Source organism: Paenibacillus medicaginis, assembly GCF_042138635.1.
GTDB lineage: Bacteria > Bacillota > Bacilli > Paenibacillales > Paenibacillaceae > Paenibacillus > Paenibacillus medicaginis.
On record NZ_JBHIRY010000022.1, the window covers coordinates 1 to 16,034 of the forward strand.

The following is a 16,034-nucleotide window of genomic DNA, read 5'->3' on the forward strand; positions in this document are numbered from 1 at the left end:
AAGGCTTGTGCGAAGCGCAAGCACTGTCTACGAAGTAGGCAGAGACAAGCTCGTGACTTTAGTCATGAGTTGTTGACTTACTTACAGAGCTGATATGGGACGACCTGTCGGACAGCATGCGGCTCAAAATAACGACTCCCACCGCAGCAATTGCTACGCCAAGAGCGGCAAACCAGGTTACCGAAGCGAGCGATACTTGCTCGATCAAGACTCCCCCCAGACCGGCGCCGACAGCCATGGAGAGCTGCATGGTGGACTGGTTCAGGCTGAGCATCACCCCGGAGGATTCGGGCACGAGGGAAGCCAGGTTATACTGCTGCGTAGGCCCGGTTGTCCAGGCTGCAAACGACCACAGGATCAGGAAAGTAAAGATGCTGACAGCCGAGTGAGCCATCGTAAGCAGAATCAGAGAGATGATGTGCAGTGTCATGCCTCCGATCAGGGTAAAAGCAACCCCTCGCTTATCCGCGGAATAACCGCCCGTCTTTGACCCGATTAGACTGGAGATCCCGAATACCAGCAGGGCTACGCTGAGCAGCGATTCGTTTAATTTGGACACCTCAAGCAGATAAGGTGAGATGTAAGTGTACGCCAGGGAATAACCTCCCAGCCAAAAGAATGTAATCCCGAGCCCAAGCGCTACATCGGGTCTGGCAAGCAGGGCAAACTGTTTGCGAAGCGGAACGGGCTCATCCCCTTTGATCCTTGGGATTGTCAGGGCAAGCACGATCAGGGCGAGCATACCCGCGAGCGCGATGCCCAGAAAGACCGCCTTCCATCCAAACTGGGACGAGACGACCCGGCCGATAGGCACACCGATGATCAGCGAGGCTGTAAAGCCCATGATCACAGTGGCGAGGGCGCTGGCTTGCTTGCCGGGAGCGGCAATTTTGGTGGCAATGCTCATTGCGGTGACAACGACGATTCCTGCTCCGAGCGCCATTACGATACGAGCTGCAATAAACATCCCAAATCCGGGCAGAACAAAGGAAAGAACGTTAGCCACAATGAACAGGCCAAGGGCGTACAGCAGCAGCTTGCGCCGGTCCAACTGCGCGGTTATGGCCATCAGGATCGGGGTTCCGATCGCGTAAGTCAGGGAAAACACGGTGATGAGCTGGCCCGCCGCAGCAACGGACACGCCCAGCGTCTGTGCAATCTGATCCAGAATGCCGGAGATGATATACTCCGAGGTCCCTACCAAAAAGCTGACCAACGCCAAAATGTACACCTTCCATGTGCTGTGGTTTACCACGTTGCAATTCACTCCTTCTAAATGTTGGAATAAGTATATTTCTAAAAATATCGAAATATTAACGAAAAAAAAATTTAGCTTAACAGGTAAGGGGCGTATTTCGCCGCCGTTTCTCTATCCAGGCTGTAATATATAAAGGTTCCCTCTTTACGGAATGTGAGCAGTCCGCATTCAGCCATCTGCTTCAGATGATGCGACAGCGTGGAAATAGCAACCGTTTTAAGCTTGTCACCGAGCACGGAGCAGCATTGGTCGTTTTCTTCTTTTAGTAGGAGTGCAATTTTGAGGCGGGTAGGTTCTCCGAGCGCCTTGTATATTTTCACGGCTTGCTGCATGTCGGCTGGTTCGTTCACAAGTGTTGCCCTCCTCGCTAATATTTCGATATTTGTAGAAACATAATATCACATCTATCCGGAGCAGTAAACCTGCTTTTTTTGTTTCTCTATTAGACGATTACGAATGGGCGGGGAGTTGTCTCAATTAGATAAGTGTGATAGAATTCCGATTAACCAAACATCCTATGTTTGATAAATAGATGGAGAGAGGGTAGACATATGCTTCAGAAAACAAAACGGCTGACGCTGGTTGAGCAAGTCGCACTGCAAATGGAAAGTCTGATCGAATCAGGCAAGTGGGCTGTCGGGATGCGCATTCCGGCCGAGCCGGAGTTGATGGCTGAGTTGAATGTTAGCCGCAATACATTAAGGGAAGCCATTCGGGCATTGATCCACGCGGGGCTCTTGAAGACGAAGCAAGGGGACGGAACTTATGTCTGTTCTGCGAGTGTTTTGGGGGTCGTGCTGCAAAAACGCATTTTACGCTCTGATACGCTGCAAACGCTGGAAGTCCGGCATGCGCTCGAACGTGAGGGAGCCCATCTGGCAGCACAGCGCAGAACGAGCGACGAGGCGAATGAACTTCTTCTTCAACTGGGGCGCTGGGAGGCGGCGGCAGCACGCGGAGACATGGATGGCTTTGTAACGGAGGATATTCGTCTTCACCAAAGCATTATCGTGGCGTCTCATAATGAAATCTTGAGCGAATTATACAACCATATCACTGAAGCGTCACAAGATTTGATTACAAGTCTGACTCGTTATGAAGCCGGTGCGGATTTCCTGGAGATGCATCGGCAGCTGGTCGAAGCGATTGTCGATCAGGACGCCGATCGTGCTGTGGCAGCGGTTCACCGTTATATTGCCGAATCGAAAGCTGTTCTCGAAGTCAAAGGAGGGGGACAGCTATGAGCGTACAAAGCAATACAAAGTCAACTTTAATGAAGAAGTCGTTATCGTCGAGTTGGCCGATTATCCTGGGCATCGTCCTGATCGCACTGACCATGCGATCACCGTTAACGTCGGTAGGGCCGTTGGTTGGCTCGATTCGTGAATCCCTTGGACTGTCGAACACTGTGGCAGGTCTGCTCACAACATTGCCATTGCTTGCTTTCTCGCTTCTTTCACCGTTCACACCCATTTTGGCGCGCCGCTTCGGGGTGGAACGGATGATGCTTTATGCGTTGCTACTGCTCATGGCGGGTATCGCTATCCGCTCGCTCGGCGCAACAGTTCCTTTAATGGCAGGCACCGTTGTGCTGGGGCTCGCGATTGCGGTGTGCAACGTGCTTATTCCGAGTCTGGTGAAACGGGATCTTTCTCACAATGTCGGCCTTATGACAGGAGTGTACTCCGTGTCGATGAATTTATTCGGGGCGATAGCATCCGGTGTCAGTATTCCGCTCGCTCACAATCTCGGCTTCGGCTGGACTGGCGCACTCGGAATCTGGGGCGCACTCGTTCTGCTGGCTGCGCTATTCTGGTTTCCTCAAGCCCGTGCAAGTCACGCGTCTGCCAGGGCAACAACCAGCGCTGCTTCGTCACGGCAAAGTCTGTGGCGTTCACCGCTGGCATGGATGATCACGCTTTTTATGGGGATGCAGTCGCTCATTTTCTATGTTTTGATCGCTTGGTTGCCTGAAATGATGACAAGCCGGGGTTTGAGTGAAAACAGCGCTGGTTGGATGCTATCGTTGTTTCAAATCGCTGCGCTGCCCGTATCGTTCATCGTTCCCATCGTTGCGGGACGCATGAAAAACCAACGTTTACTGGTCTTCATTATGACGATCCTGTTGTTTGTTTCTTTAGGCGGCCTTTATTTCGGCGGAAATGCCTTCATTTCGTTATGGACCATTTTACTCGGAATTGGCGGGGGAGGTGCGTTCAGCTTGGCCATGATCTTTTTAAGCTTGCGGACGCAGGATGCCCACGATGCAGCTTCTTTGTCCGGCATGTCGCAATCCGTTGGATATTTGCTGGCAGCAACTGGACCTACTTTATTTGGTTTGTTCCATGACATCACGGCAAGTTGGAACTTCCCGCTGCTGCTGTTGCTTGTGGTTACCGCTCTGCTGTTCATATCCGGCTTGAGTGCCTCAAAAAGTCACACGATATAACTTAGAGTCATCTCTAAGTAAATCTCTTATTGAGAATAAATGCCGCTGGATTCATAGGGAAGGCATTTTCCCCAAACCTGAATTTGCCTCGAATAACCTTTCTATGACTTTCTTTCACTACTATCACCCCTTAAGTGGTAATAGCAGCATTATTGTCAAATCTATGAATAAATAAACAATAAAAGAGGCCTATGATAGGCCTCTTTTATTATGCTCTTTCCGCAATAGTTACAAGTCTATTAAAATTATCTTCTTGTTTTATAATCAATTCATCCAAATTGTCTTGTAATTCTTTGGAGCGGACCTGAGTAAACTTAACAGCAGCCCATGTGCGCAAACTTTTTTCCTGAATGCGATCAATATCTTTTGTTATGGCTTGAAGTCGTTCATTACTAGCTTTTAATCGATTGTTCAAGCGTTTAGAATGCGACATCGCTTTGTCCCTCCTTAAATAAAAAACCTCTTTCTTCCAAATGCAGACATATACCTGTAATATAACGGTACATCTCTTTCATTTCTATTATATCATCCATTCCTTGGTCTGTAGAATCATAATGGAAATTATAAATCAATGTCCTCCCGAAAATACCTTTCTAAAATCAACAGAGAACTATAATGTCTGAACGTCACGGGCTCCCCAAACAACAGGTACAAAAAATCTACACTCTCGGAATGTGCCATATCATTGTAATTTTTACTCATAATAAAAAAGAAAAGTATGGGATAGGTCATTCAGTAGAACGAAGCGAATTTAACCGAATGTGGGATTCCATGAATGGATATTTTGTGTTCTGAAGGTATCTGAGAACACCAAGTGCTAAAGCGACTGATCGAGCATGATCAGAGGGGGCAGTTCTCGACTCGTCGTCTTCTCTATACAAAAGAGGACGAGTATCGATAGTTCTGTGTCATATCAGTAAAACGGATTACGACAGAGGGCGGTAAAAAAGGCCAGCTTTAAAAGCTGACCGTTTGGTGTACTTTCGAAGTCTCAGTTATGCGCCACCGATGTGTTCATCAAGTGGACGGTAAATCGTTCCAGTGTCATGGATTCCGGAAACCAGTATAAGGCTAGTGACTATTAATAGCAAAGCGATTATCTTTTTCATTTCAGGTACACCCCTTTGAAAAGAATTTGGTAAGCTGTTTGTGTGTCGGAAGCTGCATACTCTCTGTGATTTTCAAACAAGCGAACACATTTGATAATAATAGCTTCGTTATTAATGATAAACGACTTTTGTAAACTATCCAATAAATATTTGAACCCAACCGCATGCTCGCCTTTTTGCAAATAATAATCAGACAATTCATTCAGTAAACGTGAATAGCGTTCTGCTTTAATTCTATTATCGTATATCTTTGTCCCCTCCATATTTTCGCTCAGAGACTTGATTTCCGAATCTAAACGCAGAAGGATATCATCAATATTTACATGAAAACGATTGGCCGCTTCGACAATATTTAATAATGATAATAGAAGATCTTCTTTATTCGTTTCAATATATTCTACATACGTATAAAGTTCACTGAAATCTCCCGCAAACAATTTCGTCACATAACGATTGGCTTTTGCCCATCCTGCAAATAGTCCCGTCCAATGCTGGGTCTCTTCATCATTCTCTTTTACCCAACTCAAATCAGCATATCTTGAAATGATCTCTAATGCTTGTTCATATTCCCCGCGTTCATCACACACACTGCCGCGCAGCAAATCACTATAAGCTATATACACAAACAACGGTCTGCTTAGCTTGGAATAACGGTCTTCTCTTTTACGATTATGCCGGTTCTCTGCAAAGTAATGCATTCTTGCCTTGGTGCCCATCTGCTCGGCAAACTTGTCCACCTTGTTCCACTCACGCAGGGAACGATAGACATTCGCTAAATCCTTGAGCGCATCAAGCTGCAGGATTTCATCCAATCGATCTACATATAGCTCGAATTGGGCCGCTGCCTGTAAATTTTGCGCCTGATCGTCACCCAGCTTGATTGTAAACAAACGATATTGACAGAGCGCCAGACGCTCGGAATGCTGGGAATGCTCGGTTACGGCCACACCTTCATATAAAATGGCGGCGGCATCCTTTTTTCCATCCTGCAACAGTTCTTCTGCCGCATCAAACAGCACAGGGCAGTAGACGATGTTATCCAGCAGCCAACTGGCGACCTGTCGAATGCAGTCCAGCTTATTCAACTCGGCGCATCTGAATATAAAGGGTCTGAGCCGTCTCCAATTGGGTTGGGCTGCAGCTATATTATCTTGTATGTATAAGTCGTAGAAATGGCCTTCCGGGAGTTCCATCAGGCTAGTAATCCGGTCAAGCTGGTTCACCGACATGATTCTCCCGCCAGTGATGATCGAGCTAAGACTTCCCACATTGAGCCCCGTTTTGCGCCCTAAATCACTAAGAGAAAGTTTTTCAAGCTCCATAAACTTTTCGACTTCTGACCGTATTGTGGTTGTATTGACCAAAGTGAACCACTCCTTCATAAGTTGACATTTCCTGCACATTCTTGATGTCAAACAAATGATAAAAAGCCTGTAGTAAGCAAGCCTAGAATTTTTTCCTAACTAAGCTATTATACTACTTTCTCGTATGTATGTGTATCGCGCATTGATCACAAAACAGTAAAAAAACCAGCTCTAAAAGCTGGCCACAAAATGAGCATGTCCTTTATGCCGAAATTTTGTCAACCTTCTTTAAAAGCTTTGGTATGAGGTGTCCCCAATAATCCGACGCGTTTTCCAATGTTATGATCGACGATGATTGAAGCTGATTGTGCCAAGCTCTCTAATAAGAACTTAAATCCAACCTGAATCTCACCTTTTTGTAAATAATATTCAGATAATTCGCTGAATAAACGAGTAAGTCGTTCTGCCTTTAATCTATTATCATAATAACTTCCTGGCGCATTTTTCTCTTCCGTTAAATACTGTATTTCAGACTTGAAATGTTCAAAAACCTCATCGACATTGATATTAAACCGGTTGGCCAAGTTAGTAATGTTGAGCAATGACATGAGAATGTCATCCTTTATTGTCTTAATATACGCCACATATTCCGGCAGCACGCTTAAATCCCCTGAAAACAATTTGGTTACATACGTATTCGTTTTTGCCCACTCGTGAAATAGACCCTTCCAGTGCAAAACCTCTGCACCATTTTCCTTAACCCAGCTCAAATCCGAATAGTTTGAAATAAATTGCAGAGCTTGCCCATATTCTCCACGCTTATGGCATACCTCGCCACGGAGCAAGTCACTATAAGCAATATACACAAACAGCGGTCTGCTTAGCTTGGCATAAGGGTCTTCCCCTCTACGCTTACCACGGTTCTCTGCAAAATAATGAATTCTGGCCAGGATGCCCATCTGCTCGGCAAACTTATCCACCTTATCCGCCTTGCGCAGGGAACGATAGACATTCGCCAAATCCTTCAGTGCATCAAGCTGCAGTACCTCATCCAACCGTTCCGCGTATGGCCCAAACTGGGCTGCTGCCTGTAAATTTTGCGCCTGATCGTCACCCACCCTGATCGTAAACAATCGATATTGGCAGAGTGCCAGACGTTCGGAATGCTGGGAATGCTCGGTTACGGCCACACCTTCATATAGAAGGGCTGCGGCATCCTTTTTTCCTGCCAGTAGCAGCTCTTCCGCTGCATCAAACAGGATGGGGCAATACACCAGATTGTCCAACAGCCAACTGACGGCCTGATAAATGCAATCTAGCTTGTCCAAATCGGCACATCTGAATATAAACGGCCTAAGCCGTCTCCAATTGGGCTGGGTCGCAGCCATATTATCCTGTATGTACAGATCGTAAAAATGACCTTCCGGGAGATCCATCAGCCTGGTGATGCGGTCAAGCTGATTTACCGACATGGTCCTTCTGCCAGTGATGATTGAGCTAAGGCTTCCTACATTGAGGCCTGTCTTGCGTCCCAAATCACTAAGCGTCAGTTTTTCGCGTTCCATAAATTTCTCGACTTCTGAGCGTATCGTGGCTGTTTTGTTCAATCTAACCACTCCTTCATAAGCTGACATTCTTCGCAATTTCTTGATGTCGAACAAATGATCATGAGGCCCTTTAGTAAACAAAGTTAGAATATTATTCCTGACTGAATCAGTATACGGCTTTCTGGTATGGATGTATATATTTTTCAGGCATTTTTCAGATAAAATTTTGCTTAAAAACTCGCAAGTAAGTCACCAACCGGAAACGGCGCTAAAAAGCTCGAACTATGCTGCCTGCTGCGGATTCTTTCCCCAACCGGCATAGTCCCAATTAATCAAAAATAAACCGGTTCGCGGCGGCCAGATCCTTGCCGAGCCGGAACTCGCCAGGAGAGAAGCCGATCCAGCGCCGGAACACCTTAATAAAATAGCTGGCGTTCGCGTAGCCGATCTGCTGCGCAATCTCTTCCAGCGTAAGCTCCGTCTCGCGGAGCAGCCGCACGGCTTTGGCCATACGGATTTTGGTCAGATATTCCATCGGGGTTGAACCCGTCGCGCTCTTAAAAGCCCGTGTGAAGTAATATTTTGACAAACCGGCCTCGTTTGCTATTTCCTCCAGGCTTTGCAGCGTATTATATCGCCCCTCAATCGACAGGACGGCCTGCCTGATTTTAGGGGGCCACGTCTCCTTCTTCTTTTTGTGCAGGGTGCTGAACCGGTACAGCTCCATTACAAATTGATACACGATGGACGACGCGCGGAATCCGTCGGTGATATGATTTCTGGCTGCAGCGTGATAGGCTTCCTGAAGCAGCTGCACGACAGAGCTATCCGGGGGGATATGGACCACATGGCCCATGCGGGACATGAGATCAAGCCATTTTCCTTGCAGGTTGGCGGGGCGGATTAAGATGAAGTAGAATTCCCAATGATCGCTGGACGAGGGAAGATAGTATTCGTGGGCGCTGGGGATATCGACCATGAAGGCTTGACCGGGACCGACCCGGTGCAGCTTGCCGCCCAGATCCAAATGGCCGTACCCTGACACGGTGTATTGGAACAGATGCAGGGGCCCGTCGATCCGGGTCAGCCCGTTCCAGTAGTAGGCAGGATCCGTTATTTTGGCAAAACCTACCGCGGAGAGCTGGCAGATGGCGTCATTATGAGTTTCAAAGAAACGAAATCCGTAGGTATCATATTTGGCATTGTTCCGGCTGTGTCCGCTCATCTTCTTCTCCCCCAATCCTCATCATAAGCGAAGAAATCAGGGCTTTCCACCGCAAATAATTGCGCGAAACGCCCTGATTTTCAGCAGTCGAGGGCAATATTTTACACCTCAGGGCAAAACATTATCATGGCCTGGTGCACAGAATAACCATAAGATGAAATATTGAAAGCGCTTTACATGAGAATAAAAGGAAAATTTCATGCGAGGAGGATCAGTGATGAGGCAATGGAATAAAGCGGCCCGCAAGGCGGTTCTGGCTGTAGTGGCGCTTCTGCTTGCTGCAGGATGCAGTTCCTCGCCTTCGGCGGGAGGCAGCACGGAAAGAGAACGTGTGCAGCTCACGATGCAGGCGTGGGGGAACCCCGCTGAATTGAAGGTCTACCAGAAAGCGCTGGACGCTTTTACGAAAGAGAATCCGCAAATCCAGGTCAAGCTGGTGCCTGTGCCCGGTGATCAGTACGAGCAAAAGCTGTTGACTTCCCTCCAGGGCAACCGGGGGCCGGATGTGTTTTATGCCAGTGAGCCGACCATGGCCCGCTTGATCGCAGCCGGTCAGGTTCAGCCGTTGTCCGAATTTTTGCAGAGTGAAGAAAGCTATGTCCAAGCCGATGAGTTTCCGGAAGGATTATGGGGACCAGCCAGGAAAGACGGGGAAATATACGGGCTGCCGCCGGATGCCAACCCGCTTGTTATTTACTACAACAAAAAGGTGTTCCAGGGAGCAGGTGTCAAGTCGCCACAGGAATATTACGATGAGGGCCGCTGGAACTGGGAGGCATTCAGGGAGGTTACCGGCCAACTCAAGGAGGCGGGCAAGCAGGGCTACATCATGGAAAACTGGTGGGCACACTGGTACAGCTGGGTGTGGTCGAACGGGGGCCGCATTTTTGATGAGCAGGGCAAGCTTGTACTGAGTGAAAATGAACCCGCCAAGGAAGCGTTCGCGTTCATGCATGATCTCGTGCAGGATGGAAACGCGGTGTACGCGGGCTCGCTTCCGAAGGGACAAGGAGCGGATGCGATGTTCATGTCAGGCCAGGTCGGCATGCTGGCTGCCGGACGCTGGCTGGAGCCGCTTTTCACCCAGAATAAAAACATAGAATTCGATTATATTGCCTTCCCGTCGAATACGGGGAAAAAAGAGCCTGTAGCTGTACCGGGCGCCTATTTTGCGGTTAACAGCAAAAATCCCCATGTGGAGGAAGCGATGAAATTCGTATCCTTCTATGTATCCAGGCAAGGGCAGGAAATCCGGCTGGCGGATGGCGGCAATGCGCTTGCTGCGATTCCCGCAGCAGACGAGGCCATTATGAGCAAGAGCACGATTGAGCATACGCGTTACTTTTCCGAGGCGCGTGACGGCGGTTATTCCCATGGCTCGAACATGGCCTATGATGCCCAGATTCCGGGCCTGAACCCGGATATTACGGAGATTATCGACCTGATGTTCCTCGGCAAGCAGGATGCGAGAACCACTGTGACCAGAGTCACGGAGACGATCGCCGCCGCGCTGAAATAAACGGAAGGAGGTGAAAGCTGTGCAAAGGAAGCATCACGCGTTATGGGGCTATCTTTTTATTACCCCCCAGCTGCTCGGTCTGCTGTTCTTTTCCCTGCTGCCCTTGCTGTATGCGCTGTCTTTAAGCTTTATGAACTGGGACGGTTTTGGCACTCCTTCCTTCGCGGGTTTGTCCAACTTCGCCGGTCAGCTTGCTGATCCGCATTTCTGGAAGGCCATGGTCAACACCGTATATTATATGGTGCTTGTGATCCCCATCGGGATGCTGCTGGCACTGCTGGTAGCGCTGGCGCTGAATAAAACGGCTGGCAAAGAGCTGTATCGTCTCTTTTTCTTCATGCCTGTCGTTACAAGCTCTGTATCCGTCGGGGTGATCTGGATGTGGATTCTGAACGGGGAATTCGGCATTCTGAATCAGTTGCTGGGGTACATCGGCATCACCGGACCGCAATGGCTCACGGATACCCGCTGGGTCATCCCGTCCATTGCCCTGCTCAGCATCTGGTGGGGGCTGGGAAACAATATGGTCATTTTTCTGGCGGGTCTGCAGGGGATATCGAAAAGCTATTATGAGGCCGCTCAGATCGACGGGGCAAGCCGCCTGCAGCAGTTCCGGCACATCACGTTGCCGTTGCTGTCCCCAACGACGTTCTTCGTGACGATCATGTCGATCATCGGCTCGTTTCAGGTGTTCGATCAGGCTTTCGTTATGACCAACGGCGGTCCGGCCAAGGCCAGTTATACACTTGTATATCATATTTACGATCAGGCCTTTATTGATTTCACAATGGGCGAAAGCGCGGCGGCGGCCATGATTCTCTTCCTGATCATCCTGGTATTCACGCTCATTCAGTTCGGCATGCAGAAAAGGTGGGTGCACTATGGCGACTAAAAGCGTGAATATTCACAGCAGGGAAAGCCGGGTGAAGCATCGTTCCGCCAGCCGGGCTTCGACTACAGGAGTAGGGGTCTGGGGGCGGCATCTGCTTTTGCTGGCAGGCTCTCTGCTGATGATTTTCCCGTTCCTGTGGACGATCCTCAGCTCGCTGAAGGATATTTCGCAAATTTTCGTTATCCCGCCGCAGTGGATTCCGAACCCTGTCGTCTGGAGCAACTATCCCGCTTCTCTGCAGGCGATGCCGTTCGTGCAAGCTTACGGGAACAGCTTCTATATTACTGCCCTCGTTGTGCTTTCGACCCTGTTTACAGCCTCGATGGCTGCATATGCCTTTGCGAAGATCCGTTTTCCGGGACGCGATGTTCTGTTCATTCTCTTCCTGTCCACGATGATGATCCCGAAGCAGGTCACCATGATTCCGTTGTATCTGGTCATGAATAAAGTGGGGTGGCTGGACACGCACTGGTCGCTTATCGTGCCGGGCGCTTTATTTAATGCCTTTGCCGTTTTTCTTCTGCGCCAGTTTGTCATGGGCATTCCGCGTGATCTGGAGGAAGCGGCGGTGGTGGACGGAGCGGGACATGTCCGGATTTACTGGAGCGTGATTCTGCCATTGATTCGTCCGGCGCTGGCGGCGGTTGGCATCTTTACCTTCCTGGGGGCGTGGAACAGCTTTCTCGATCCGCTCATTTACCTGAACACACCGGAGAAATTCACGGTTCCGCTGCTGCTGAACAGCTTCAAGGGGTTGTACACCGCAGACTGGGCCTTAATGATGGCTGGCACGACCATTTCCGTGATTCCCGTGCTGGTGGTGTATATATTTGCCCAGAAACAAATTATTGAGGGCATAACGATGACGGGGATTAAAGGCTAATTTATGAAGTCGCCGCATCTGGTACTGCAGCAGAGAAGGAATGGAAGAGGTGGTAACTATGTACTCTTAAATGTCTATGCGGTTCGTGTCTTGTTGTCCCTGCGTGATGCCTTGCACGATTATCCCTTTTGATCAGGGGTGGTGGCTAGGGTAAGGGATGGGATAAAGGATCCTAAATATGGATCTTCTCCCAAGTTTGTCTGTTTCTCTGTGACCTGATCAAACGGGATAATGATGCAAAGACAGATAAAGCTGATCTGCCGCCCAGTCCACCGGCCTTCCTGCCCTTGAGTTTTTTTCTACTTGCATCCAAATCATCCCTTTCGTAACGACGATGATTTGGATTTTCCTGTTTTTGTCGATTTGTCGAATGATGCTTCCCAGACTTTGTTACTGAACCTTCATTTTTAAGTCAACTATGAGTTTGCGTTCACCCGAGAGGGAATGGAAGAGGGGGGACCTCAATTCCAAGTGTTTCAAAATCGACGTTACACTTGGCTCTTATCATAAAATCCATGCCCAGTATTCCATCAAATCCGTAAGGCTCTTGTATAGAACCGAGCTGAATCGGAAAATCACTCAAAGCAATGTGGATGCCGATCCCACAATCGATTGATTGTTGTGAGTTAAAGTCAGGGAGACAATATGCTTCCTGCGGATTGTCATAATCCTGGATGACAGCCATATCCTCTAGCTGACGCACACGATTACTGGAGCTTGCTTTGATGGCCTCAACCAGTACGAAACGGCCCGGATGCAATTCGGTAATTTCCTCCCATTTCATCGAACTCACCTCGCTAGAGTTGTAGTATGTGTATTATAGCACAAACACCTCTCGCTTCTGTTCGTGTAGCTTCCGCTATTGCAGCGGGGAACGCCCGGTCAATTGCTGGAATACCCGGCCAACGTGTCTTCCCCAAATATTGCTGCGAAGAGATGTGATACACTTGACGAACTAAAAAAAAGAAAAAAGCCCTGTTTCTAGGACTTCATGCTTATTGCTGGAATTTCAATTCCGTTATATCGCTATCATGTTCATTTATTAGCCTTTTCATTTTAGGCATTTCAGCCTTGATGATTCTTACATCCTTCTCCAGTCCGTCAAGTCGTTTGTCCAAGTTGTCGGCCTTTTTATTTGTTTCGCCTACAATTCCGATGAGTTGGGTTAACATGTCTTCCATACGGTCAAATCTTTCATCCATCCGCTTTTCCATTTCATCAATCCGCTTTTCCACTTCTTTCAAATTCATCACGCTCCATTCACAGCCTTTGAGAGTATTTTATCATCTGCCTTGTCCTCTGCTCAAGTAGCAGCTTTATCAGCATTGTTTTCCCGCAAAAACTGCTTCCGGTACTGCAGCGGAGAGCGTCCGGTCAGTTGCCGGAATACCCGCCCGAAATGGGCGATGCTGTCAAAGCCGGTCTGCTCCGCAATGCGGGTGACCGGCCAGCGTGTCTCCCTCAGATATTGCTGGGCCTGACGGATGCGGACGTAACGGATGTACTCCACAATCGTGAAGCCGGTGGTTTGCTTGAATATTTTACACAGGTATGTGCTGCTGATGTAGAAGGCGGAGGACAGCTGGTCCAGCATCAGATTTTCGGCATAATGTGCTTCAATGTATTCGATGATGGCATATACCCGCTGCTGCTTGCCGCTTACCTCAGGAACGATGGGCATATACTGCACGTTATGCAGCCGCCGGATATACACCAGCAATTGCACGAGCAGGGAGCGCTGGTAGATTTTCCGAAACGGATCATTCCGGTCCATCTCCCCCAGCAGGGCTTCCAGCATACCCACAATCACCGCTCCCTCCTGTTCGCCCGGCCGCAGCAGAAAATGCTGTTCCACCAGAAGCTCCCTTGTCTCCTGCATATCGAGGGAAGGGGATATAAAAGTTTCATCAAAGTTAATTAAAATCCGCTCATGGGAGGTTTCCCCTTTGTTGGTCGTCCGGTGCAGCCCGTGCTTGTGAATGAAAATCAGGTCGCCGGCCTGCAGGGCGTACAGCCTATTGTCGATGTAGTAGTATCTTTCGCCGGATAACAGATAATAAATTTCATAGGAGTCATGCATATGATCGGAGGCCATGCTGAAGTGCTCGGTCCGTTTGATCCGTTCGATTGAGAAGTGGGTCTCGGCTGCCATGGAAAGCGCTCCTTTCTGAAGGGAAGGTCCATCATTTCATGAAAGCGTAATCAAAAATAGATAAGATATGCCTATTTTAGCGTGAAATGAGCAATAAATGCTTAGAACTTGATATTTTCTATACTATATCATGGAAGCATCCGATGAAAGGGTGTGAACCATGAAATGAGCAAAAAATATGCGCTTATTGGCACCGGGGGGCGTGCCGAGTTTTTTTACAAAGAGCTGGCCACCGTGTATAAAGATACGTCTGAATTGGTAGCTTTTTGCGACGTCAATCAGATTCGGATGGATTACGCCAATCAGCTGCTGACGGAGAAATACGGCTACCACGCGCTGCCGACCTATAAAGCGCATGAGTTCGACCGCATGATCGAGGAGACCAAGCCGGACACCGTTATAGTAACGACTGTAGACCGGGTGCATCATAAGTATATTATCCGTGCCATGGAGCTTGGCTGTGATGTGATCTCCGAGAAGCCGATGACGGTGGATGAAGAGAAGTGCGCCGCCATTCTGGACGCGATCGAGCGGACCGGGAAAAAGCTGCGTGTAACCTTCAACTACCGTTATGCCCCGCATAATACGAAAATCAGGGAGCTGATCATGGACGGCGCCATCGGTGAGGTCATTTCGGTGAACTTCGAATGGCTGCTAAATACGCAGCATGGTGCGGACTATTTCCGGCGCTGGCACCGCGACAAGCGCAACAGCGGCGGGCTGCTGGTGCACAAATCCACCCACCATTTCGATCTTATGAATTTCTGGCTTGGCTCCAAGCCGGATTTGGTATATGCCCAGGGGGATTTACGTTTTTACGGCCGAGAAAATGCGGAGAACCGCGGTATCACCGAGTTCTACCAACGGGCGTTCGGCAGCAAGGCGGCGGAAAATGACCCGTTCGCGCTGCACCTGGACAGCAATGAACATTTGAAGCAGATGTACCTGGAGGCAGAAAAAGAGGACGGGTATCTGCGCGATCAGAGCGTGTTTGGCGACAATATCAGCATTGAGGATACGATGAGTGTGATGGTGAAGTATCAGAACAAGGCTGTTATGAACTATTCGCTGAATGCCTTTATGCCATGGGAGGGCTTCATCATTGTCTTCAACGGCACCAAAGGCCGTATGGAAGTGAAGGTGACGGAGCAATCCTACGTGAACTCCGGAGGAGATAAGGAGAAGGAAGGGGCGCTTAAGTCTAAGCAAATCCGCGTTTTCCCAATCCACGCCGCTCCTTATGATGTAGAAATTGAGGAGCAGTCCGGTGGTCACGGCGGTGGGGACCCGTTGATGCTGCGCGACATCTTTGACAAACCGGCGGAAGACCGCTTCAAGCGAGCCGCTTCACACCTGGACGGTGCCTGGTCGATCATGACAGGCATTGCGGCGAACCGGTCGATACAGACAGGATTGCCTGTAAAGATTAACGATTTGATTCAGCTTTAAAATGGTTGACAGCATCTAACCTGCCATGTAATATATGAAACGTTGTCACATGAGCAATTACGCTGCGGAGACGCATGATTCCATATTCCATTCGTATAACCTCGCAGGCCGATACGTGTACACAGGGCGAGGGTTTCTACAGGGAGCCTTAACTTCCTAACTACGAAGCCATGAAACGAGCTTTATGCCCGTTTCAGGTGACGGAGTTAGGATTTTTTGCGTTCAAGCCGTCATGTGACCTTGAGGC

15 protein-coding genes and 1 riboswitch are annotated in these 16,034 nt (G+C 48.9%); of the genes, 6 read left to right on the plus strand and 9 right to left on the minus strand.

The window, feature by feature from the left end; all coding sequences use genetic code 11:
• Positions 1 to 58 precede the first annotated feature (58 nt).
• Positions 59 to 1,255, minus strand: coding sequence for an MFS transporter (locus ACE5LO_RS19385; RefSeq protein WP_375521653.1), 1,197 nt, complete (start codon positions 1,253 to 1,255; stop codon positions 59 to 61).
• Between the two features lie 74 nt (positions 1,256 to 1,329).
• Positions 1,330 to 1,590: an ArsR/SmtB family transcription factor gene (locus ACE5LO_RS19390; protein ID WP_375521733.1), complete on the minus strand. Its 261-nt coding sequence runs from the start codon at positions 1,588 to 1,590 to the stop codon at positions 1,330 to 1,332.
• A 219-nt stretch (positions 1,591 to 1,809) separates the two neighbouring features.
• On the opposite strand from ACE5LO_RS19390, the gene ACE5LO_RS19395 reads away from it, so the two are divergent.
• Both ACE5LO_RS19395 and ACE5LO_RS19400 read left to right on the plus strand, forming a co-directional pair.
• Positions 1,810 to 2,502: a FadR/GntR family transcriptional regulator gene (locus ACE5LO_RS19395; protein ID WP_375521654.1), complete on the plus strand. Its 693-nt coding sequence runs from the start codon at positions 1,810 to 1,812 to the stop codon at positions 2,500 to 2,502.
• A complete protein-coding gene (locus tag ACE5LO_RS19400) occupies positions 2,499 to 3,707 on the plus strand; it encodes a CynX/NimT family MFS transporter (RefSeq protein WP_375521655.1) in 1,209 nt (402 codons plus the stop codon). Before ACE5LO_RS19395 ends, ACE5LO_RS19400 begins: the two co-directional genes overlap by 4 nt.
• Before the next feature lie 208 nt (positions 3,708 to 3,915).
• On the opposite strand, the gene ACE5LO_RS19405 is transcribed toward ACE5LO_RS19400, so the two are convergent.
• From ACE5LO_RS19405 to ACE5LO_RS19420, 4 genes are all read right to left on the minus strand, one after another.
• Positions 3,916 to 4,140 (minus strand): hypothetical protein, encoded by a 225-nt coding sequence (locus ACE5LO_RS19405; RefSeq protein ID WP_375521656.1) that lies wholly within the window; start codon positions 4,138 to 4,140, stop codon positions 3,916 to 3,918.
• 672 nt (positions 4,141 to 4,812) lie between these two features.
• A complete protein-coding gene (locus ACE5LO_RS19410; RefSeq protein WP_375521657.1) occupies positions 4,813 to 6,198 on the minus strand; it encodes a helix-turn-helix domain-containing protein in 1,386 nt (461 codons plus the stop codon).
• Positions 6,199 to 6,398: 200 nt separating this feature from the next.
• Positions 6,399 to 7,727 carry a helix-turn-helix domain-containing protein gene (locus tag ACE5LO_RS19415; RefSeq protein WP_375521658.1) on the minus strand — a complete coding sequence of 443 codons (1,329 nt, stop codon included), beginning with the start codon at positions 7,725 to 7,727 and terminating at the stop codon, positions 6,399 to 6,401.
• A 268-nt stretch (positions 7,728 to 7,995) separates the two neighbouring features.
• The gene (locus tag ACE5LO_RS19420; RefSeq protein WP_375521659.1) at positions 7,996 to 8,892 is read right to left on the minus strand and encodes a helix-turn-helix transcriptional regulator; all 897 of its coding nucleotides are present in this window, start codon (positions 8,890 to 8,892) and stop codon (positions 7,996 to 7,998) included.
• Positions 8,893 to 9,109: 217 nt separating this feature from the next.
• Here ACE5LO_RS19420 and ACE5LO_RS19425 point away from each other — a divergent pair, with 217 nt between their 5' ends.
• From ACE5LO_RS19425 to ACE5LO_RS19435, 3 genes are read left to right on the plus strand one after another with little or no spacing between them, the layout of a single operon-like run.
• Positions 9,110 to 10,411 carry an ABC transporter substrate-binding protein gene (locus ACE5LO_RS19425; RefSeq protein ID WP_375521660.1) on the plus strand — a complete coding sequence of 434 codons (1,302 nt, stop codon included), beginning with the start codon at positions 9,110 to 9,112 and terminating at the stop codon, positions 10,409 to 10,411.
• Positions 10,412 to 10,430: 19 nt separating this feature from the next.
• Positions 10,431 to 11,303 carry a carbohydrate ABC transporter permease gene (locus ACE5LO_RS19430; protein ID WP_375521661.1) on the plus strand — a complete coding sequence of 291 codons (873 nt, stop codon included), beginning with the start codon at positions 10,431 to 10,433 and terminating at the stop codon, positions 11,301 to 11,303.
• On the plus strand, positions 11,293 to 12,186 hold the full coding sequence (locus tag ACE5LO_RS19435) for a carbohydrate ABC transporter permease (RefSeq protein ID WP_375521662.1): 894 nt from the start codon (positions 11,293 to 11,295) through the stop codon (positions 12,184 to 12,186). Before ACE5LO_RS19430 ends, ACE5LO_RS19435 begins: the two co-directional genes overlap by 11 nt.
• Before the next feature lie 430 nt (positions 12,187 to 12,616).
• Here ACE5LO_RS19435 and ACE5LO_RS19440 read toward each other — a convergent pair whose 3' ends face one another.
• The 3 genes from ACE5LO_RS19440 to ACE5LO_RS19450 all read right to left on the minus strand — a co-directional run bounded on the left by ACE5LO_RS19440 (position 12,617) and on the right by ACE5LO_RS19450 (position 14,338).
• Entirely contained in the window at positions 12,617 to 12,970 is a 354-nt protein-coding gene (locus tag ACE5LO_RS19440) for a hypothetical protein (RefSeq protein ID WP_375521663.1), read from the minus strand.
• A gap of 211 nt (positions 12,971 to 13,181) precedes the next feature.
• A complete protein-coding gene (locus ACE5LO_RS19445; RefSeq protein ID WP_375521664.1) occupies positions 13,182 to 13,430 on the minus strand; it encodes a hypothetical protein in 249 nt (82 codons plus the stop codon).
• 59 nt (positions 13,431 to 13,489) lie between these two features.
• Positions 13,490 to 14,338 carry a helix-turn-helix domain-containing protein gene (locus ACE5LO_RS19450; protein WP_375521665.1) on the minus strand — a complete coding sequence of 283 codons (849 nt, stop codon included), beginning with the start codon at positions 14,336 to 14,338 and terminating at the stop codon, positions 13,490 to 13,492.
• Between the two features lie 165 nt (positions 14,339 to 14,503).
• On the opposite strand from ACE5LO_RS19450, the gene ACE5LO_RS19455 reads away from it, so the two are divergent.
• Positions 14,504 to 15,787, plus strand: coding sequence for a Gfo/Idh/MocA family oxidoreductase (locus tag ACE5LO_RS19455; RefSeq protein WP_375521666.1), 1,284 nt, complete (start codon positions 14,504 to 14,506; stop codon positions 15,785 to 15,787).
• Between the two features lie 71 nt (positions 15,788 to 15,858).
• A riboswitch (purine riboswitch) is annotated at positions 15,859 to 15,970 on the plus strand.
• Positions 15,971 to 16,034: the final 64 nt, after the last annotated feature.